Annotated in this window: 18 protein-coding genes; 7 read left to right on the top strand and 11 right to left on the bottom strand. The window is 65.3% G+C overall.

Translation table 11 applies throughout. From position 1 onward, the window contains the following. Positions 1-78: 78 nt before the first annotated feature. From efeO (EC839_RS03345) to EC839_RS03315, 7 genes are all read right to left on the bottom strand, one after another. Positions 79-894, bottom strand: coding sequence for an iron uptake system protein EfeO (gene efeO, locus EC839_RS03345; protein WP_007158409.1), 816 nt, complete (start codon positions 892-894; stop codon positions 79-81). A gap of 21 nt (positions 895-915) precedes the next feature. After that, on the bottom strand, positions 916-2,208 hold the full coding sequence (gene efeB, locus EC839_RS03340; RefSeq protein ID WP_007158408.1) for an iron uptake transporter deferrochelatase/peroxidase subunit: 1,293 nt from the start codon (positions 2,206-2,208) through the stop codon (positions 916-918). Beyond that, a complete protein-coding gene (efeO, locus tag EC839_RS03335) occupies positions 2,205-3,404 on the bottom strand; it encodes an iron uptake system protein EfeO (protein WP_007158407.1) in 1,200 nt (399 codons plus the stop codon). The genes efeB and efeO (EC839_RS03335) overlap by 4 nt, the downstream gene beginning before the upstream one ends. Next, positions 3,401-4,255 carry an iron uptake transporter permease EfeU gene (gene efeU, locus EC839_RS03330; RefSeq protein ID WP_007158406.1) on the bottom strand — a complete coding sequence of 285 codons (855 nt, stop codon included), beginning with the start codon at positions 4,253-4,255 and terminating at the stop codon, positions 3,401-3,403. The genes efeO (EC839_RS03335) and efeU overlap by 4 nt, the downstream gene beginning before the upstream one ends. Positions 4,256-4,405: 150 nt before the next feature. Then, a complete protein-coding gene (locus tag EC839_RS03325; protein WP_007158405.1) occupies positions 4,406-5,428 on the bottom strand; it encodes a hypothetical protein in 1,023 nt (340 codons plus the stop codon). A 49-nt stretch (positions 5,429-5,477) separates the two neighbouring features. After that, the gene (locus EC839_RS03320; RefSeq protein ID WP_007158404.1) at positions 5,478-5,882 is read right to left on the bottom strand and encodes a hypothetical protein; all 405 of its coding nucleotides are present in this window, start codon (positions 5,880-5,882) and stop codon (positions 5,478-5,480) included. Between the two features lie 101 nt (positions 5,883-5,983). Beyond that, positions 5,984-7,012, bottom strand: coding sequence for an RNA methyltransferase (locus tag EC839_RS03315; protein ID WP_007158403.1), 1,029 nt, complete (start codon positions 7,010-7,012; stop codon positions 5,984-5,986). Positions 7,013-7,097: 85 nt separating this feature from the next. Here EC839_RS03315 and EC839_RS03310 point away from each other — a divergent pair, with 85 nt between their 5' ends. After that, the gene (locus tag EC839_RS03310) at positions 7,098-7,400 is read left to right on the top strand and encodes a DUF1883 domain-containing protein (RefSeq protein ID WP_007158402.1); all 303 of its coding nucleotides are present in this window, start codon (positions 7,098-7,100) and stop codon (positions 7,398-7,400) included. A 35-nt stretch (positions 7,401-7,435) separates the two neighbouring features. Here the strand turns inward: EC839_RS03310 and EC839_RS03305 are convergent, their stop codons facing one another. Then, positions 7,436-8,563: a PQQ-dependent sugar dehydrogenase gene (locus EC839_RS03305; protein ID WP_007158401.1), complete on the bottom strand. Its 1,128-nt coding sequence runs from the start codon at positions 8,561-8,563 to the stop codon at positions 7,436-7,438. Positions 8,564-8,656: 93 nt separating this feature from the next. Then, complete coding sequence (gene metH / locus EC839_RS03300; RefSeq protein WP_177416673.1) at positions 8,657-12,373, bottom strand: methionine synthase; 3,717 nt, start codon at positions 12,371-12,373, stop codon at positions 8,657-8,659. Between the two features lie 227 nt (positions 12,374-12,600). Here metH and EC839_RS03295 point away from each other — a divergent pair, with 227 nt between their 5' ends. The 3 genes from EC839_RS03295 to nfuA all read left to right on the top strand — a co-directional run bounded on the left by EC839_RS03295 (position 12,601) and on the right by nfuA (position 15,236). Next, a complete protein-coding gene (locus EC839_RS03295; RefSeq protein ID WP_007158399.1) occupies positions 12,601-13,602 on the top strand; it encodes a response regulator in 1,002 nt (333 codons plus the stop codon). Positions 13,603-13,604: 2 nt separating this feature from the next. Next, positions 13,605-14,570 carry a diguanylate cyclase gene (locus EC839_RS03290; protein ID WP_007158398.1) on the top strand — a complete coding sequence of 322 codons (966 nt, stop codon included), beginning with the start codon at positions 13,605-13,607 and terminating at the stop codon, positions 14,568-14,570. Positions 14,571-14,651: 81 nt separating this feature from the next. Then, complete coding sequence (nfuA, locus tag EC839_RS03285) at positions 14,652-15,236, top strand: Fe-S biogenesis protein NfuA (protein ID WP_007158397.1); 585 nt, start codon at positions 14,652-14,654, stop codon at positions 15,234-15,236. A 60-nt stretch (positions 15,237-15,296) separates the two neighbouring features. Here the strand turns inward: nfuA and EC839_RS03280 are convergent, their stop codons facing one another. Continuing rightward, entirely contained in the window at positions 15,297-15,707 is a 411-nt protein-coding gene (locus tag EC839_RS03280; protein WP_007158396.1) for a PA2817 family protein, read from the bottom strand. Between the two features lie 142 nt (positions 15,708-15,849). On the opposite strand from EC839_RS03280, the gene EC839_RS03275 reads away from it, so the two are divergent. From EC839_RS03275 to queF, 3 genes are read left to right on the top strand one after another with little or no spacing between them, the layout of a single operon-like run. Then, positions 15,850-16,782 carry an ABC transporter ATP-binding protein gene (locus EC839_RS03275; RefSeq protein WP_007158395.1) on the top strand — a complete coding sequence of 311 codons (933 nt, stop codon included), beginning with the start codon at positions 15,850-15,852 and terminating at the stop codon, positions 16,780-16,782. After that, positions 16,779-17,558 (top strand): ABC transporter permease, encoded by a 780-nt coding sequence (locus EC839_RS03270; protein WP_007158394.1) that lies wholly within the window; start codon positions 16,779-16,781, stop codon positions 17,556-17,558. Before EC839_RS03275 ends, EC839_RS03270 begins: the two co-directional genes overlap by 4 nt. 13 nt (positions 17,559-17,571) lie before the next feature. Then, the gene (gene queF, locus EC839_RS03265) at positions 17,572-18,399 is read left to right on the top strand and encodes an NADPH-dependent 7-cyano-7-deazaguanine reductase QueF (protein WP_007158393.1); all 828 of its coding nucleotides are present in this window, start codon (positions 17,572-17,574) and stop codon (positions 18,397-18,399) included. Here queF and EC839_RS03260 read toward each other — a convergent pair whose 3' ends face one another. Beyond that, positions 18,400-18,669, bottom strand: coding sequence for a DUF4404 family protein (locus tag EC839_RS03260; protein ID WP_007158392.1), 270 nt, complete (start codon positions 18,667-18,669; stop codon positions 18,400-18,402). Positions 18,670-18,745: the final 76 nt, after the last annotated feature.

The raw sequence follows: 18,745 nt of genomic DNA, 5'->3' as shown, positions 1-18,745 counted from the left end.
TGTTTCTTTATATATAAATCTATTCCGGCGATAAGCGGAAGACGGGTGGGCGGCGCCGGATACCGCCCACCGCGGGCCTCAGTTGAGGCCCAGCTTGCCGCGCAGGGTGGAGAGGTCTTCAGCCAGGGTGTTGACCGGACCGACCAGCGCCTTGCGATCACGCTCGCTGACCTTGTCGTAGGTCTCGAAGCCGCCGTCCTTGGTCTTGTACTTGGCTAGGATCTTGTCGACCGTGGCGAAGTTCTTGTCGACCTTGGCGACGAACGCCTGGTCCTGCTTCTCGATCTGTGGGCGGAACAGGTCGACGATCTTCTTGGCGCCATCGACGTTGGCCTGGAAGTCGTAGAGATCGGTGTGGCTGTAGCGCTCTTCCTCGCCCGACACCTTGGTCGCCGCCACTTCCTCCATCAGCGCCGCGGCGCCGCCCACCACCTTTTCCGGCGGGAAGGTCAGGCCGTCGACGCGGGCCTGCAGGTCCTTGACGTCGGCCAGCAGCTTGTCGGCGAGGGGACCCTGGCCTTCGGTGGTGTTCTGGGTGAAGAGTGCGTATTCCAGACGGTGGAAGCCGGTGAAGTCCTCGGATTTCACGCCCTGCTCATGGTCGTCTTCGCGGGAGTCGATGGCGGCGTCCAGGTCGCTGAACAGCTCGGCGATGGGCTCCACCTGCTCGTAGGAGACCCGCGTCGGCGCATAGAGCTTGCGCGCGGTGGCCAGGTCGCCGCGCTTGACCGCGGCGGTAAAGGCCTGGGTCTGCTCGGTGAGCTTGGCCAGGTTGTCGGTGACGTAGATCTTGTAGTCGGAGATGGGGCCGACCAGATCCAGCGGCGAGTTGGCCGCGAAGGCCGGCGTGGCGAGGGCCAGACCGAGGGCAACGGCGAGGAACGAGCGTTTCATTCGACTTCTCCTGTCGAGGTGTTAAAGCGATGCGGCGACCAGCAGACTGCGGCCGAGGTAGTCCTTGGCATCGGTGATCCCCGGCAGGACGAAGAAGTAACCGCCGCCGATGGGCTTGATGTATTCCTCCAGGGGCTCGCCATCCAGCCGCTTCTGCACGGCGATGAAGCCCTGTTCCAGGTCGGCCTGATAGGCGATGAACAGCAGGCCCATGTCGAGCTGGCCGTTCTTGCGCACGCCGTTGGAGTAGTTGAAGGGGCGGCGCAGGATCAGGTTGCGCTGGCTCTCCGCGGTGCGGGGATTGGCCAGGCGGATATGGGCGTCCAGCGGCGTGACCTTGCCCTTGGGATCGCTGGCATAGTCCGGCACATCGGTCTCGTGACCGCCGGCCATGGGCGCGCCACTGGCCTTGCGCCGCCCGAAGATGGCTTCCTGCTCCTGCAGCGGGGTGCGATCCCAGCGCTCGACGAAATTGCGGATGATGCGCACCGCCTGGTAGCTGCCCTGGGCCGCCCAGGCCGGTTCGCCGCTGCCGGGCTGGACCCAGACGATTCTGTCCATCGCCTGCTGGTCGGTGGAGTCGGGGTTGGCCGAGCCGTCGCGAAAGCCCAGGAAGTTGCGCGCGCTCTCGGCGGGCTGACCGGGTGGCGGATCCTGCACCGGCACGCTGCCTTCCTGTTTCCAGCGGATCGCCAGCAGGTCGGGCAGATTCTTCACGATGTCGCGCAGGGCGTGGATGTTGGTGTCCGGGGTGTTGGCGCAGAACTGCAGGCAGAGATCGCCGTGGCAGCAGTCCGCTTCCAGGGCGTCGTTGGGAAAGCCGGTCATGCGCTGCAACTGCTTTGGCTTGACCGCGGCTAGGCCGAAGCGGTCATCGAACAGGGACTCGCCGACGGAGACGGTGATGGTCAGGTTGTCCGGGGTCACGACCGGACCGAGGATGCCGGAATCCAGCGGTGGCAATTTGGGGTCGACCTCCGGCACCGGACCGCCCTGCATGAGAAAGCGGATGCGCTCGTCGAGGGTCCGCAGCAGGCGTTCCAGGTCCTCGCGATCGCTGGCCAGCACATCGAAGGCCACGATCATTCCGGCCGCTGGCCGTGGGGTGACGATGCCGCTCTGGTGCAGGCCGAAGAACGCCTGGCGCTGGTGGGTATTGGCGCTGCCGGGGGCACGGGTCACCTCGGCGGTGCTGGCCGCCCGGGCGTGCATCGGGCAGAGCCCGGCGCCGGCCAGGGCCACGCTGGCGGCGCCGAGGCCACCCAGCAGGCGGCGACGTTCGATGTTGGGCTGATCGGGAGCGGACTTCTTCATGGCGTGGTCTTGGTCGCGGCAAGGCCCAGGGCCGGGGCGACCTGGTCGAGGGAATCGGCCAGCGCCTGGGCCGCGGCGGCGATGCGCTGGCGGTCGTCAGGGGAAAGGGCGGAGTAGGGACGCTGGACATCGCCCAGGGCCGCGGCGAAGGCGTCGGCCTGGGTATCCAGGCGGTGCTGCAGCTCGGGATGACCCTTGCCGAGCAGCGGACGCAGCAACTCGATCACCTTGCGCGTGCCATCCAGATTGGCGGCGAAGCCGGGCAGCACGAGCTGGCTGTAGCGCTCTTCCTCACCCGAGATCCGGGTAGTGGCCAGGTTGTGCAGCAGGCGCGCGGCATTGCCACTGAGTTGTTCCGGCGGCAGCGACTGGCCGAGCAGGGCGTCGCGCAGGGCTGCAGCGTCCTGCTCGAGGCGGGTGGCAACCGGTGCCAGACCCTGGGTGCTGTTGCCGGCGAAGAGGCCTTGCTCGAGGCGATGGAAGCCACCGAAGGCCGGATCCTGCTCGCGCTTTTCATAGTAGTCGGCGCGGGCATTGAGGCGATTGTCCAGTTCGGCGAAGCGCTGCGCGGTCGCCGCCAGGCGCTGGTAGGGCAGGCGGGAGGCCGCGTAGGCGGCGCGCGCCTGCGCCAGATCGCCCGCAGCCAGCGCCTGCTGCAGGGTACCGAGGCCCTGCAGCAGCAGGCGGCTCTGCTGATTCAGGTAGACGCGGTATTCCGACAGCGGGCCGACGAACTGGGTCAGGGTCGGGCCGGCCTTGCTGGCGGCTTCCGAGGCGGCGGTCGGCAGTACCTTCAGGGTGCCGCGCGGATTGCTCAGCAGACCGCAGGTGATGGCGTAGTCGCCGGGGGCCAGAGTGGCATTGATGACCTGGCTGAGGCCGGGGGCGATGTTCTCGCGCTCTTCCACCACCAGGACGCCGTCGAGAATCTCCCATTCCACCGCCCGGTCCGAGCGGTTGACGATGCGAAAGCGCGCCGGCCCGGCAGGCACCTGCAGGGCGTTGGGTTCGCAGCGATTGGGCAGGATGTCGACCTTGATTTCGCCGTCGGCCACGGTGGCGTGACGCTCGCCTGCGGTGCGCGACGCATAGTAGAAGGCCGCGGCGGCTGCGATCAGCAGGGTGGCGGAGCCGATCACGGCCAGGCGCAGCGCCAGCGAGCCCTGCTTCGGCGAGTGGGGGTTGGCGTGGTTCAAGACGGGCGCTCCAGCGAGGCAGGGGTGGTCACGGCAGGACGCTGGGGCGGCGCCGGGGTGCGGAAGAACAGCGGCAGGGTGACTGCCAGGAACAGCAGATAGGCACCCAGGGTGCTGACGGTGGGGGTGTCCTGGTACCCGAACATCCCGGCCAGCACCGTGCCGACCGGGCCGTCGGCGGGCAGCGCGTGGCTCCAGTCGACGACCACCTGCTGCAGCGAATTCCACAGGCCGGCTTCATGCAGCGCCTTGACCGAGTTGGTGAACAGGCCGGCGGCGACGAAGAGGATGAACAGGCCGGTGAAGCGGAAGAACTTGCCCAGGTTCAGCCGTACGCCGCCGGTATAGAGGCCATAGCCCACGGCGACGGCGATGATCAGTCCGAGCAGGGCACCCAGGGGCGCGCCGGGGCCGGCGCTCTGCTGGAAGATCGCCAGCAGGAAGAACACGGTTTCCAGGCCTTCGCGGGCGACGGCCAGGAAAACCATGCCGATCAGGGCATAGACCTGGTTGCGCGAAGCCGACAGGGCGTTTTCCAGGGAATCGTGCAGTTCGGTCTTGATCGAGCGCGCCGCCTTGCGCATCCAGAACACCATGGAGGTGAGGATGGCGGTGGCCGCCAAACCGACGACCGCTTCGAACAGCTCCTGCTGACGCTGCGGGAATTCGGCGCTGGCCAGTTGCAGGCCGGCGCCGACGAACAGGGACAGGGCGGCGGCCAGCATGACGCCGATCCAGACCGCGGGCATCCAGTGGCCGCGACCGGTGCGTTGCAGGTAGCTGGCGATGATGCCAACGATGAGCGCCGCTTCGATGCCTTCGCGGAGCATGATCAGAAAGGGAACGAGCATGAAAGCTATCACCGACAGAAGCGAAGGGGCGCAGAGGCGCCCGGAGGTCGGTGATTTGTATCACAATGATTCGGATTGTTAAATGCGGATGATTCTCGTGCCTTGCGGATCCGCCGACTGGTTGGCAGCGGATCGGGAGGCAGGCGACCGTCAGTCCTGGAAGACCACGGCGGTGTCCGGCGCCTTGCCGGTGGCGAAGCGGCGGATCTCGCGCCAGCTGCGCAGATCGACCACAGCCAGCTGGTTGTCCTCCAGGGCGGCGAACAGGCGCTCGCCACGGGGATCGAGGTTGAGTCCGGGCACCGCGCTGCCCATGGGCAGGTAGGCGACTTCGGCGAAGGTATCGGGCCGCAACAGCGAGAGACTCTTGTCCGCCAGGTTGGAGACCAGCAGGCGACCATTGGGCAGGACGGCTACCCGTACCGCTTCGCCGCGCAGCTTGACCTGGCGGATCGGCGTCAGGTCACGGGCATCCAGCGCATGGAGGATGCCGGCGAAGCGATCCAGCACATAGAAGGTGCGCTCGTCCGGACTCAGGCAGCAGCCCTCCGGCGCCTGGCCGAGGTACCTCTTCACCGGCTGCACGGCGGGATTGTGCGCATCGACCAGGATCACCAGGCCGCTCAGGGTGTCGGCGACGTAGGCGCGGCGTCCGTCGCGGGTCAGGACGAAGTAGTGGCTGCGGGTGCCGCCGACCGGGACGATCTGGCTGGGATATTCGGCGGTGGCGGGGCGATCGAAGCGGATGAGCAGCGAGTCGGTCTCGCTCAGCACATAGAGGCGACCCTGGTCGTCCAGGCGCATGCCGTGCAGGCGGTGATAGGGCGACAGGTCGATGGCTCTCACCAGCCGGCGCTCGGCGAGATCGATCACGCTGACCTGGTGGCCGCCTTCGCCAGGCGCCTGCCAGCTCTTGACCCCGTACTGGCCGACGTAGGCGTAGCGGCCGTGGCGGTCGGCGACGATCTCATGGGGTTGCGCGGGCAATTCCAGACTGCCGATGCGCTTGCCATCGGCCAGGCGGTAGAAGCCGAGGCCGGGGGCTTCCTTCTCGACCAGGGCGAGGTATTCGTCGCCCGCCGCGAGGGCATTGAGCGGATAGCCGCCCAGCAGAGGCAGGGCGGCACTGGCAGCCAGCAGGCCGAGGGTCCGGCGGCGATTCAGGTGGGGCATAGGAGGTCTCCCGAGGGGCAAGCCTCCCTGCCAGGGTCAAGCATCCGTGCTAGTCGAATAGACCCTTGAACCAGGTCCAAACTCCGAAGGAGTAGTCGGGAAAGATGTCGATGCCCAGCGCCGACTTGAGCAGATAGAGCAGCAGCAGACCCACCAGACCGCAGGCCAAGAGGATCACCGCCAGTACCGTGGCCTTGCCGAGCAGGGACAATTCCTGCTCCAGGCGGGAGAGTTGACGGTAGTTGCGACCGGCGAGGAAGACGAAGTAGTAACGGCGGTGCCAGAATTTGACGGTGCCGCGCAGATCGACGCTGTGCTTGCCCCAGCTGCGGGTGCCGAAGGCCAGCTTGAGGGCTTCCAGCTGCTCCTCGGTAAAGGATTCGCGCAGCTCTTCGGGCAGGCGTTCCTTCAGGCCGGCGATGAAGGGGTCATGGCGTTTGATGCGATCCTGCATGGAAAAAGCTTCCCTCTGAATGGTGCGAATGCACTCTGAGGGGCTGCCCGGCCTGGCGTTCCGCCACACCTGATGGGCGGGGCCAGTCGCAGGACGATCGGTCAGACGCTGACGCGCACCGGGCGCAGCACGTCGGCTCGGGCCCGCAACTGGCCGCAACCGCCATCGACATCCTGGCCCGCGGAATTGCGCACCTTGGTCAGCAGGCCGCGGCTGTGCAGGTAGCGCACGATCTGCACGATGCGCTCGCCAGTGGGCCGCTGGTAGTCGTCCACTTCCAGGCTGTTGTAAGGAATCAGGTTGAGCACGCCGTACTTGCCCTTCATCAGCCGCAGCAGTTCGTCCATCTCGTCCTGGCTGTCGTTGATGCCGGCGAGCAGGGTCCACTGGTACTGGATCGGATAGCCGATCAGTCGGGCATAGGCTTCCCCCTGCTCGATCAGCTCTCCGGGTTCATAGCGGGGCGCCTTGGGCAGCAGGCGGGCCCGACGCTCGGCATGGGTGCTGTGCAGCGACAGCGCCAGCGCCGGCCTGACCGCCTGCTGCGGCAGTCGCTCGAATACCCGCGGATCGCCGACGGTGGAAAACACCAGGTTGCGATGGCCGATACCACCGGCCGTGCCCAGCAGGTCGATGGCTTCCAGCACGTTGTCCAGGTTGTGCGCCGGCTCGCCCATGCCCATGAAGACCACCTTCTTGACCGGCCTGATGCGTCGCGCCAGGGCCACCTGGGCGACGATCTCGGCGCTGCCCACCTGACGCAGGAGGCCGCTCTTGCCGGTCATGCAGAACACGCAGCCCACCGCGCAGCCGACCTGGGACGACACGCAGAGCCCGTCGCGGGGCAGCAGCACGCTTTCCACCGCCTGGCCATCGCCAAGGGTCACCAGCATCCGTGCCGAGCCGTCGGCGCCCGGGTGCTCCGAGGTCACCCGGGCCAGGCCTTCCAGCCGCGCGGTCAGCGCCGGAATGGCCTGGCGCACCTCCAGCGGCAGGAAGTTTTCCGCCTGCTGGCGCCGGGTGCCAGTGTCCAGGGGTAGCCCCTGGCACCAGGCGCGCAGGATGCGGGCGCTGTGCTTGGGCTTGGCGCCGGCATTGGCGAGCAACTGGACGACATCGGAAATACGCATGGGAAAAGGGCAGGTCGAGGGCGGGCGGCGATAATAGGACAGGGTAGGGATGCTATCCTAGTCCTTTGCAAGACGAGGATCCGTCATGAAGTTCATCCACCAGCGCGAGCATCTCAACGAGGGCGACCTGGTCGTCATCCAGAGTTCGGGGGTGTGCAACATCCGCCTGATGAACGATGCCAATTTCCGCAGCTTCAAGAATGGCGGCCGCCACACCTATCACGGCGGCGCCTTCGACACCTTTCCGGCGCGCATCACGGTACCCAGCACCGGCTTCTGGAACATCACCCTGGACACCGTCACCAAGCGGCCGATCAGCGTGACCCGCAAGCCCGACATCAAGCACTCGATCAAGATCGTTCGCCGCTCGCCTTCCGAGCTGCGCTAAGCCCGCGGTCACCCCTCCCTGGGGGACGCCTGCCGCTACTTCGGCTGCAATTCAAGCAGTCGCGCCTTGGCACCGTCCTCCAGCACCCAGAGGCTGCCGTTGGGGCCTTCCTCGACGTCGCGGATGCGCGTGCCCATGGCATAGCGCTCCACCTCGCGCGCCTCTTCGCCCTTGAGTTCGATCCGCACCAACGCCTTGGACGACAGCCCGCCGATGAAGGCATTGCCCTTCCAGGCAGGGAAGCGGTCGCCTGCGTAGATCATCAGACCGGCCGGCGAGATCACCGGCGTCCAGGTGATCTTGGGCGGGATGAATTCCGGGCGCGTCGCGTGATCCGGAATCGGCTTGCCGCCATAGTGGTCGCCATTGGAGACCTCGGGATAGCCGTAGTTGCCGCCACGCTGGATCAGATTCAGCTCGTCGCCACCCTGGGGACCCATTTCCTGTTCCCACAGGCGGCCTTGGGCATCGAAGGCGATACCCAGCGGATTGCGATGACCCAGCGACCAGACCTGGGCCGCGACGCCGCCTTGCTGGGCGAAGGGGTTGTCCGCCGGCGTGCTGCCATCGTCGTTGAGGCGGATGAGTTTGCCCAGGTTGCCGCTCATGTCCTGGGCCGGGGTGAATTTCTGGCGCTCACCGGAGGTGATCCACAGTTTGCCGTCCGGGCCGAATCTCATGCGATGGCCATAGTGACCGTTGCCGGTGACCTTGGGCGTCTGCCGCCAGATCACCTTGAGATCACCCAGCGAACCACTGCCGTCCTGCTTCAGGGTCAGCTTGGCCCGGGCGACCGCCGCGCCCTGGGTGCCGTCTTCGCCGGCCTCGGCATAGCTGAGGTAGATCAGCCCGTTGCTGGCGTATTGCGGATGCAGGATGACATCGCCCAGCCCGCCCTGGCCGGCGGCCACCACCTTGGGTACCCCGCTGATGTCCTGGGCCTTGCCGGTCTGCACGTTCAGGTGCTTGAGCACGCCACCTTTCTCGGTGACCAGGGCGGTGCCGTCCGGCAGGAAGGCGATGGCCCAGGGTGCGTCCAAAGTGGCCCGTGGCGTGGCGGTGAAGGGCCACTGAGCTTCACTCAGCGACTGGGGCGCGGCACTGGCGTTCAGGGTGGCGAGACCGAGCAGGAGACTGCCGGCGGCTAGGGTAAGGCCTTTCATGGGCACGCGATCCTCGTCGATGGAAGTCCCTACACCCTAGTAGGGACGCCCTCGAAAAGGGCCGCATTTTTGTTACCTGAGGCGTCTGCCAGGCTAGTTGTCGTACCCCAGATTCGGCGCCAGCCACCGCTCCGTCACCGCCAGCTCCTGGCCCTTGCGCTCGGTGTAGCTGTCCACCTGATCCCGGTCGATCTTGCCCACGGCGAAGTACTGGGCTTCGGGATGGGCGAAATACCAGCCACTGACGGCGGCCGCCGGAAACATGGCGTAGTGCTCGGTGAGGAAGACGCCGCTGCGACCGGCCTCGTTGAAGCGGGCCTCGGGGTCCAGCAGCTTGAACAGGGCGGCCTTCTCGGTATGGTCGGGGCAGGCCGGGTAGCCGGGGGCGGGGCGGATACCCTTGTACTGCTCGCGGATCAGCGCCTCGTTGTCCAGGGTCTCGTCCGCAGCATAGCCCCAGTGTTCCTTGCGCACCCGCTCGTGCAGCCACTCGGCGCAGGCTTCGGCGAGACGATCGGCCAGGGCCTTGACCATGATCGAGTTGTAGTCGTCGCCCTTGCGCTCGTAGTCCTTGGCCAGCTCCTCGGCGCCGATGCCGGCGGTGACGATGAAGCCGCCCATGTAGTCGGTCACGCCCGTTTCCTTGGGCGCGACGAAGTCGGCCAGGGACAGATTGGGCTTGCCCTCGGGCTTGATGGTCTGCTGGCGCAGGTGGTGCAGGGTGGCCAGCGGCTGGCCGTCCTCGCCATAGACTTCCAGGTCGTCGTCACGCACCTGGTTGGCCGGCCAGAAGCCGAACACGGCGCGGGCCCTGATCAGCTTCTCGTCGATCAGCTTCCTGAGCATGGCCTGGGCGTCGTGGAACAGTGCGGTGGCCGCTTCCCCCACCACCTCGTCGGTGAGGATGCGCGGATACTTGCCGGCCAGGTCCCAGGAAATGAAGAAGGGCGTCCAGTCGATGTACTCGGCCAGGACTGCCAGGTCGATGTCTTCCAGTACCCGGGTGCCGGTGAAGCTGGGCGTGGGCGCCTGGTAGCCCAGCCAGTTGAAGGCCGGCTTGTTGGCCACCGCCTTGGCATAGGTCAGGCGTTCGGTGCGGGCGCTGCGATTGGCGGTGCGCTCGCGGACCTCGACGTAGTCGGCGCGGGTGCGCTCGACGAAGCCGGCCTTGAGTTCCTTGGACAGCAACTGGGTGGCCACGCCCACGGCGCGCGAGGCATCGGTCACATAGACCACGGCATCGTTCTGGTACTGCGGCTCGATCTTGACCGCGGTATGGGCCTTGGAGGTAGTGGCGCCACCGATCATCAAGGGCAGGGTGAAGCCCTGGCGCTGCATCTCCTTGGCGACATGGACCATCTCGTCCAGCGAGGGGGTGATCAGGCCGGACAGGCCGATGATGTCGCACTTCTCGGCGATGGCGGTCTGCAGGATCTTTTCCGCCGGGACCATGACACCCAGGTCGACGATGTCATAGCCGTTGCAGCCCAGCACCACGCCGACGATGTTCTTGCCGATGTCGTGGACGTCGCCCTTGACCGTGGCCATGAGGATCTTGCCCTTGGCCTCGGGCTTGTCGCCTTTTTCCGCTTCGATGAAGGGAATCAGGTGGGCCACCGCCTGCTTCATCACCCTGGCGGACTTGACCACCTGGGGCAGGAACATCTTGCCGGAGCCAAACAGGTCGCCGACCACGTTCATACCGCTCATCAGCGGGCCTTCGATGACCTCGATGGGCCGCGCGCACTGCTGGCGGCACTCCTCGGTGTCCTCGACGATATAGGTGGTGATGCCCTTGACCAGGGCGTGCTCCAGCCGCTTGTCCACCGGCAGGCCACGCCATTCCTCGGTCTCGGCTTCCTTGACCGCACCGCCGCCCTTGTAGTCGTCGGCGATGGCCAGCAGGGCATCGGTGCCGGCCGGGGTCCGGTTGAGCACCACGTCCTCGACCCGCTCGCGCAGGGCGGCCGGGATCTCGTCATAGATCTCCAGCTGGCCGGCGTTGACGATGCCCATGGTCAGGCCGTTCTGGATGGCGTGGTAGAGGAAGACCGAGTGGATGGCCTCGCGCACCGGATTGTTGCCGCGGAAGGAAAAGGAGACGTTGGACACGCCGCCCGAGGTCAGGGCGTAGGGCAGGTTGTCGTGGATAAAGGCGCAGGCGTTGATGAAGTCGACCGCGTAGTTGTTGTGCTCTTCGATCCCGGTCGCCACGGCGAAGATGTTGGGGTCGAAGATGATGTCTTCCGGCGGGAAGCCGACCTGGTTGACCAGGATGTCGTAGGAGCGCGCGCAGATCTCGTTCTTGCGCGCCTCGGTGTCGGCCTGGCCGTCTTCGTCGAAGGCCATGACCACCACCGCCGCGCCGTATCTCTTGCACAGCTTGGCGTGATGGATGAAGGCCTCGACCCCTTCCTTCATGGAGATGGAGTTGACGATGCCCTTGCCCTGGATGCACTTGAGACCGGCCTCGATCACCTCCCACTTGGAGGAGTCGATCATGATCGGCACCCGGGAGATGTCCGGCTCGGAGGCGATCAGGTTGAGGAAGGTGACCATGGCCGCCTTCGAATCCAGCATGCCCTCGTCCATGTTGATGTCGATGACCTGGGCGCCGGCTTCCACCTGTTGCTGGGCCACTTCCAGGGCCTCGGCGTAGTTCTCTTCGCGGATCAGCCGGGCGAACTTGGCGGAGCCGGTGATGTTGGTGCGCTCGCCGACGTTGACGAACAGCGACTCGCGGCTGATGGTGAAGGGCTCCAGGCCGGAGAGGCGGCAGGCCTTGGGAATCTCGGGCAGCTGGCGCGGCGGATGCTTGGCGACCGCCTCGGCGATGGCCTGGATGTGCGCCGGGGTGGTACCGCAGCAGCCACCGACGATGTTGAGCAGGCCGCTGGCGGCGAATTCCTCGACCACCGCCGCCATCTGCGCGGGGCTTTCGTCGTATTCGCCGAAGGCATTGGGCAGGCCGGCGTTGGGGTGGGCGGAGACGAAGGTGTCGGCCTTGGTCGCCAGTTCCTCGACATAGGGCCGCAATTCCTTGGCCCCCAGGGCGCAGTTGAGACCAACGGAAATCGGGTTGGCGTGGCGTACCGAGTTCCAGAAGGCCTCGGTGGTCTGGCCGGACAGGGTGCGGCCGGAGGCGTCGGTGATGGTGCCGGAGATCATGATCGGCAACTCGACGCCAACCTCCTCGAACACGCCCTGGACCGCGAAGATGGCCGCCTTGGCGTTGAGGGTGTCGAAGATGGTCTCGATCAGGATGAGGTCGGCGCCGCCTTCGATCAGGCCGCGAGTGGCCTCGGTGTAGTTCTCCACCAGCTCGTCGAAGGTGACATTGCGAAAGCCGGGATTGTTGACGTCCGGAGAGATGGAGCAGGTCCGACTGGTCGGGCCGAGCACCCCGGCGACGAAACGGGGGCGATCCGGGGTCTCCAGGGTCTTGGCGTCGGCCACCTCGCGGGCGACCCGGGCGCCGGCCAGATTCAGCTCATAGGTGATGGCTTCCATGCCGTAGTCGGCCTGGGAGACGCGCGTGGCATTGAAGGTGTTGGTTTCCAGGATATCGGCGCCGGCATCCAGGTAGGCCTTCTCGATCTCGGCGATGATCTTCGGCTGGGTCAGCAGCAGGAGGTCGTTGTTGCCCTTGACGTCGCTTGGCCAGTCGGCGAAACGCTCGCCACGGTAGTCCGCTTCGTCCAGCCGATAGCTCTGGATCATGGTGCCCATGCCGCCGTCGAGGATGAGGATGCGCTGCGCGAGGGCGTGGCGGAGGGCGGCGAGGCGAGAGCTGCGATCGGTCATGGGCATTCCACAGAGATGAAGAGACGCTGGACAAAGGGTGGCAGCATAGCAAAAGCCGGCGCCTGCTCCGGTATTGGCGACGGTCCATGATGAACAGCGCTCATGCAGGGCCGGCGAGTCTTTCATGGCGAAAACGTCTGACGATCTCGCGCGTCCGGTGGGCAAGCCCTTCAAGTGCTGCTTTACTGGCAATTGACCGACGTTTACTGTGCGTCAAAACAGTGTCATGGAAGGTGGCCGTGATTCCTCTGGTGATATGCGACGACTCGAACATGGCGCGCAAGCAGCTGGTTCGCTCCCTGCCCGAAGGCTGGGCGGTATCCATCACCCAGGCCACCAACGGCGAGGAAGCCCTCACGGCGCTGCGCCAGGGGCTCGGTCAGGTGATGCTGCTGGACCTGACCATGCCGATCCTGGACGGCTACGGCACCCTGGCGGCCATTCGCAACGAAGGCCTGGCGGTCAAGGTGATCGTCGTCTCCGGTGACGTCCAGGACCAGGCGGTGGCCCGGGTGCGCGAACTGGGCGCCCTGGACTTCCTGCGCAAGCCGGCCGATCCCGCCGAACTGGCCGCGGTGCTCGAGCGCCATGGCCTCTATAGCCCTAGCCCTGCGGCGCTGCCGGAACCGGTCGCGCGTCCCGAGCTGGAGGTGAGCTTCCGCGACGCCTTCCGCGAGGTGGTCAACGTCTCCATGGGGCGCGCTGGCGCGCTGCTGGCCAAGGCGCTGGATGTCTTCGTCCAGCTGCCGATTCCCAACGTCAACATCCTGGAAGTCAGCGAGCTGCACATGACGCTGGTGGATGCCCAGCGCGAGGATCGCCTCAGTGCGGTCTGCCAGGGCTATATCGGCGAGGGCATCGCCGGCGAGGCGCTGCTGATCTTCCACGACTCCGAATTCGACGACATGGCGCAGCTGGTGCGCTGGCGGGAGGCAGGGGAGTCCGGTGACATCGAGATGCTGCTGGACCTGTCGAGCATCATCATCGGCGCCTGTCTGGCCGGCATCGCCGAGCAGTTCGACATCCGCTTTTCCCAGGGCCACCCGACCATCCTCGGCCACCACGCGTCCATCGACGAACTCATCGTCGTCAACAAGACCCGCTGGAAGAAGACCCTGGCGGTCGAACTCAGCTACAGCCTGGAAGGCCATAACGTCCACTTCGATCTGCTGCTGCTGTTCACCGAGGATTCGGTGAAGCGCATCACCCGCAAGATCGGCTACCTGATGAGTTGAGCATGGCGGCACAGATCGATATCAACGAACTCCACTGGCTGCTGGACATCGTGCAGAACATCGATGTCGGCGTGGTGGTGCTGGACCTCGACTACCGCATCGAGGTCTGGAACAGCTTCATGGAAAACCATTCCGGGCGGATCCTCAGCGAGGTCAGCCAGCAGTCGCTGTTCGCCGTCTTCGCCGAAATCGACGAGGCCTGGTTTCGCGCCAAGGCCGAGAGCGTGGTGCTGCTGGGTACCCGGGCCTTTTCCATCTGGGAACAGCGGCCCTACCTGGTTCACTTCAAGAGCTACCAGCCGATCACCGGCGTGGAAGCCTTCATGTACCAGAACGTCACCCTGCTGCCGCTGCGGGATTCCACCGGAGCCATCGCCCACATCTGCGTGGTGATCTACGACGTCACCGATGTCGCCATCAACAAGCGGCAACTGGAACTCTCCAACGACAAGCTGCAGGAACTGTCGCGTACCGACCGCCTGACCGGACTGGCCAACCGCGGTTACTGGGAAGAGCGCCTCACCGAGGAATTCGCCAGGCACCAGCGCTATGGCGGTCGCCTGGCGCTGATGATGCTCGACATCGATCATTTCAAGCGCATCAACGACACCTATGGTCACGCCGTGGGCGATCAGGCGATCAAGGCCCTCGCCGGGGTGATCAAGACCCATGTGCGCAATGCCGACATCGCCGGACGCTACGGCGGCGAGGAATTCGGCGTGGTGCTGCTGGACACGGCGGTGGAAGGCGCCCGGTTGCTCGCCGAGCGCCTGCGCGAGGCGGTCGAGGCCATGCGGCTCGACGTGCTGGGGACGCCCATCGCCTTCACCATCAGCGTCGGCATCACCGATCTGTCGGTACCCCTGGGCAATCACGAACAGATGATCCAGCAGGCGGACAAGGCCCTGTACGAGTCCAAGCACAATGGGCGCAACCGGGTGACCAGTTTCGTGCAGCGCCTCGACTGAGACGATTATCCGACTGTTTCACTAGGGCTTTCGTCGAGGGGTGGGGTGGCGTAAACTTGTCACACCTGTTGAGGAGTGACCATGAGCGCCATCACCATTACCGACGCGGCTCAGGATTACCTGGCCGACCTGTTGGAAAAGCAGAACACCCCCGGGATCGGTATCCGGATCTTCATTACCCAGCCCGGCACCCAGTACGCCGAGACCTGCATCGCCTATTGCAAGCCCGGCGAAGAGAAGCCCGATGACCAGCCCATCGGGCTGAAGAGCTTTACCGCCTATATCGATGCCATCAGCCAGCCCTTCCTGGAAGACGCCCTGGTGGACTACGCCACCGACCGCATGGGCGGCCAGCTGACCATCAAGGCGCCCAACGCCAAGGTGCCCATGGTCAACGAGGACAGCCCGCTCAACGAGCGCGTCGACTACTACCTGCAGACCGAGATCAATCCGGGGCTCGCCAGCCACGGTGGCATGGTCAGCCTGGTGGACATCGTCGACGACAACGTCGCCGTGCTGCGTTTCGGCGGCGGCTGCCAGGGCTGTGGCCAGGTCGATCTGACCCTCAAGGATGGCGTCGAGCGCACCCTGCTGGAGCGGATCCCCGAGCTCACCGCCGTGCGCGACGTGACCGACCACACCAACCGCGAAAACGCCTACTACTAGAGATAGCGCGTTCGTGCGGGTACGAAGGGCTATCGACCGGTTCGATAGCCCTTCGGCGTTTCAGTGGCGCGCGGCGTCGTCCGGCAGGGCCATCAGGCGCTGTTCCTGCGCCCAGTCGAAGGCCTCGCCACGGGACTCCGCTTCGTGGCGACGCTCGTCCAGTCGCTGGTAGAGCGCCAGCTCTTCGTCCGGCATGAAGTGCAGGCAATCGCCGCCAAAGAACCACAGCAGGTCGCGCGGTACCCGGTGGGCAATCTGTGGATAGCGGCTGAAGATCTGGCTGAGCAGGTCCTGACCGAGATAGGCGTACTCTTCGGGCGCCTGCGGCAGGCCGGCGACCAGTTCGTCGAAGCGGTCGAGGAACAGCGCGTGGTTCTCCGACGGCACCTGCTCGGCCGCGCCGACGTCGGCCAGGACCGCACGCAGCTGGGCGAGGAGGGCAACGTGGTGGGCGAGATAGGAAGTGGCCATGGGTGTCTCCTGAAAAAGCGGCTGCGCAGTATAGGGGCACTGTCCGACGTTGTCTGGTTCGACTAGGATCGAACCTTTGCCCTCTGCCGGGGTTATAGGAAGTAGCACTTTTCTTTGCGAATCAGTTCTTGCCGGGAGGCACATGAGTCTAGCTCTCTCCATTCGTGGTCTGACCAAGACCTACAACAACGGCTTCACCGCCCTCAAGGGCATCGACCTCGACGTGGTCGAAGGTGATTTCTTCGCGCTGCTCGGTCCGAACGGAGCGGGCAAGTCGACCACCATCGGCATCCTATCGACCCTGGTCAACAAGTCCGGCGGCGAGGTCTCGGTGTTCGGCAACGACCTGGACAAGGATCCGGCGGGCCTCAAGCGCTGCCTCGGCGTGGTGCCCCAGGAATTCAACTTCAACCAGTTCGAGAAGGCCTTCGACATCCTGGTGACCCAGGCGGGCTACTACGGCATCCCGGCGCGCATCGCCGGCGAGCGGGCCGAGGAATACCTGACCCAGCTCGGCCTGTGGGACAAGCGCGACACCCCCTCGCGCATGCTCTCCGGCGGCATGAAGCGCCGTCTGATGATCGCCCGCGCGCTGATCCACAAGCCGCGCCTGCTGATCCTCGACGAACCCACCGCCGGGGTGGACATCGAGCTGCGCCGCTCCATGTGGAATTTCCTCACCGAGCTGAACGGGCAGGGGACCAGCATCATCCTCACCACCCACTATCTCGAAGAGGCCGAGCAGCTCTGCCGCAACATCGCCATCATCGACCACGGCGAGCTGGTCGAGCACACCAGCATGCGCAAGCTCCTGCAGAAGCTCAATGTCGAGACCTTCATCGTCGACGTGGTCCAGCCGCTGACGGCGGCCCCGCAACTGGACGGCTATCCGACCCGGGTGCTGGGCGATCACTCCTTCGAGGTGGCCATCGACAAGGCCAGCGGGGTCAATGCCCTGTTCCGCCAGCTGGACGCCGCCGACATCCAGGTGCAGAGCCTGAGAAACAAAGCCAATCGCCTGGAGGAGCTGTTTGTCTCCCTGGTGGAAAAGAATCTAGCCAAGGTCGCCCGATGAGTACCGAATTCCAAGCCAACCTGGTGGCGCTGCGGACCATCGTCCATCGCGAAGTGCGCCGCTTCACCCGCATCTGGGCGCAGACGCTGCTGCCCCCGGCGATCACCATGGTCCTGTACTTCGTGATCTTCGGTAATCTGATCGGCAATCGCATCGGTGGCATGGGTGGCTTCACCTACATGCAGTACATCGTGCCGGGCCTGATCATGATGTCGGTGATCACCAACGCCTACAGCAACGTGGTCTCCAGTTTCTTCAGCAGCAAGTTCCAGCGCTCGGTAGAAGAACTGCTGGTGTCGCCGGTGTCGCCCCACGTCATCCTCATCGGCTATGCCATGGGCGGCATCCTGCGTGGCCTGGCCGTGGCCGCCATCGTCAGCGTGCTGTCGCTGTTCTTTACCCACATGCAGGTGCACCACCTGGGCATCATGCTGCTGGTGATCATCCTTACCGCGGCGATCTTCGCCCTGGGCGGCTTCATCAACGCCGTCTACGCGCGCAACTTCGACGATATTTCCATCGTGCCGACCTTCGTGCTGACGCCCCTGACCTACCTGGGCGGGGTCTTCTATTCCATCGACCTGCTGCCGGCCTTCTGGCAGAAGGTGTCCCTGGTCAATCCGATCCTGCACATGGTCAACGCCTTCCGCTACGGCATCCTCGGGGTGTCCGACATCCGCATCGGGGTGGCGATCGCCTTCATGCTGTTCGCCGTGGTCGTGCTTTATCTGGTCAGCATCCGTCTGCTCGTGAGCGGGCGCGGCATGCGTCATTGAGTGTGTGAGCGTCATGCATAGCGTAGAACAATCGCCCCTGGGCAAAAGCACCGAGTACGTCAGCCAGTACGCCCCGGAGCTGCTGTATCCGATTCCGCGCGCGCCCAAGTGGGCGGAGCTGGGCCTGGACGGGCAGGACCTGCCGTTTCGCGGCGTGGACGTCTGGACCTGCTACGAGCTGTCCTGGCTGCTGCCTTCCGGCAAGCCGGTGGTGGCCATCGGCGAATTCGCCATCCCGGCCGATTCGCCGAACATCATCGAGTCCAAGTCCTTCAAGCTGTACCTCAATTCCCTGAATCAGTCGGCGTTCGTCAGCCTGGCCGAACTCGAAACCGTACTGGTCAAGGACCTGAGCGCCGCGGCCGGGGGGACCGTCGGCGTCGGCCTGGTGTCGCTGGACGATTGGGCGGCCCGTGGTGTGCAACGCCCCGATGGCCAGTGCGTCGATGAGCTGGATATCAGCCTGGATCGCTACGCCCACCCGCAGCCTGAACTGCTGAGCGTGGGTGAAGCCCGGAATAGTCAGAGGTTATACAGCCACCTGCTCAAGTCGAACTGCCCGGTCACCGGCCAGCCGGACTGGGGCACCGTGGTGATCGAGTACGAAGAGGGGTTGGCGCTGGAGCCGGCGAGCCTGCTGCGCTACCTGGTCGCCTTCCGCCAGCATGCGGATTTCCACGAGCAATGCGTCGAGCGCATCTATCTGGATCTGTGGCGGCTGCTCAAGCCGGCGAAGTTGACCGTGTTCGCCCGCTATGTGCGGCGTGGCGGACTGGACATCAATCCCTACCGAAGTAGTGACGCCATCCAGCCCGCCGCGGAGCGTTACGTCCGGCAGTGATCAGATGCCCATGCTGCTCAGGCTGTTCATGATCGAGCGGAGCGTGCCGGCCATGGTCGGGTGACTGACCTCGAAGCGCTCCACGGCCAGATTGACGCCTTCCACCAGGCTGCCATCCCGGGTATGGGTGGCGTCTTCGTTGGCCAGCTGGAATTCGATGTCCCGGATCAGCAGCTCCAGTTCCTCCCGGTCCTCGGGCGAGGCGGGCGGATCCTGGTCCAGCTGGTGGCGGAGGTGGTCGAGTTGTTCCTGCAGATGAGAGGTGGTCATGGCGTTTCTCCTGTGTCCGAACTCTTTGACCGCAACGTTGGGTCAAAGATCGAGTGACTGAGCCTGGCCCTAAGCC

Source organism: Pseudomonas sp. JUb52, from assembly GCF_004341115.1.
GTDB classification, from domain to species: Bacteria; Pseudomonadota; Gammaproteobacteria; order Pseudomonadales; family Pseudomonadaceae; genus Chryseomonas; species Chryseomonas oryzihabitans.
The sequence above is the reverse complement of the archived record's forward strand: the minus strand, read 5'-3'. Positions and strand labels throughout refer to the sequence as shown.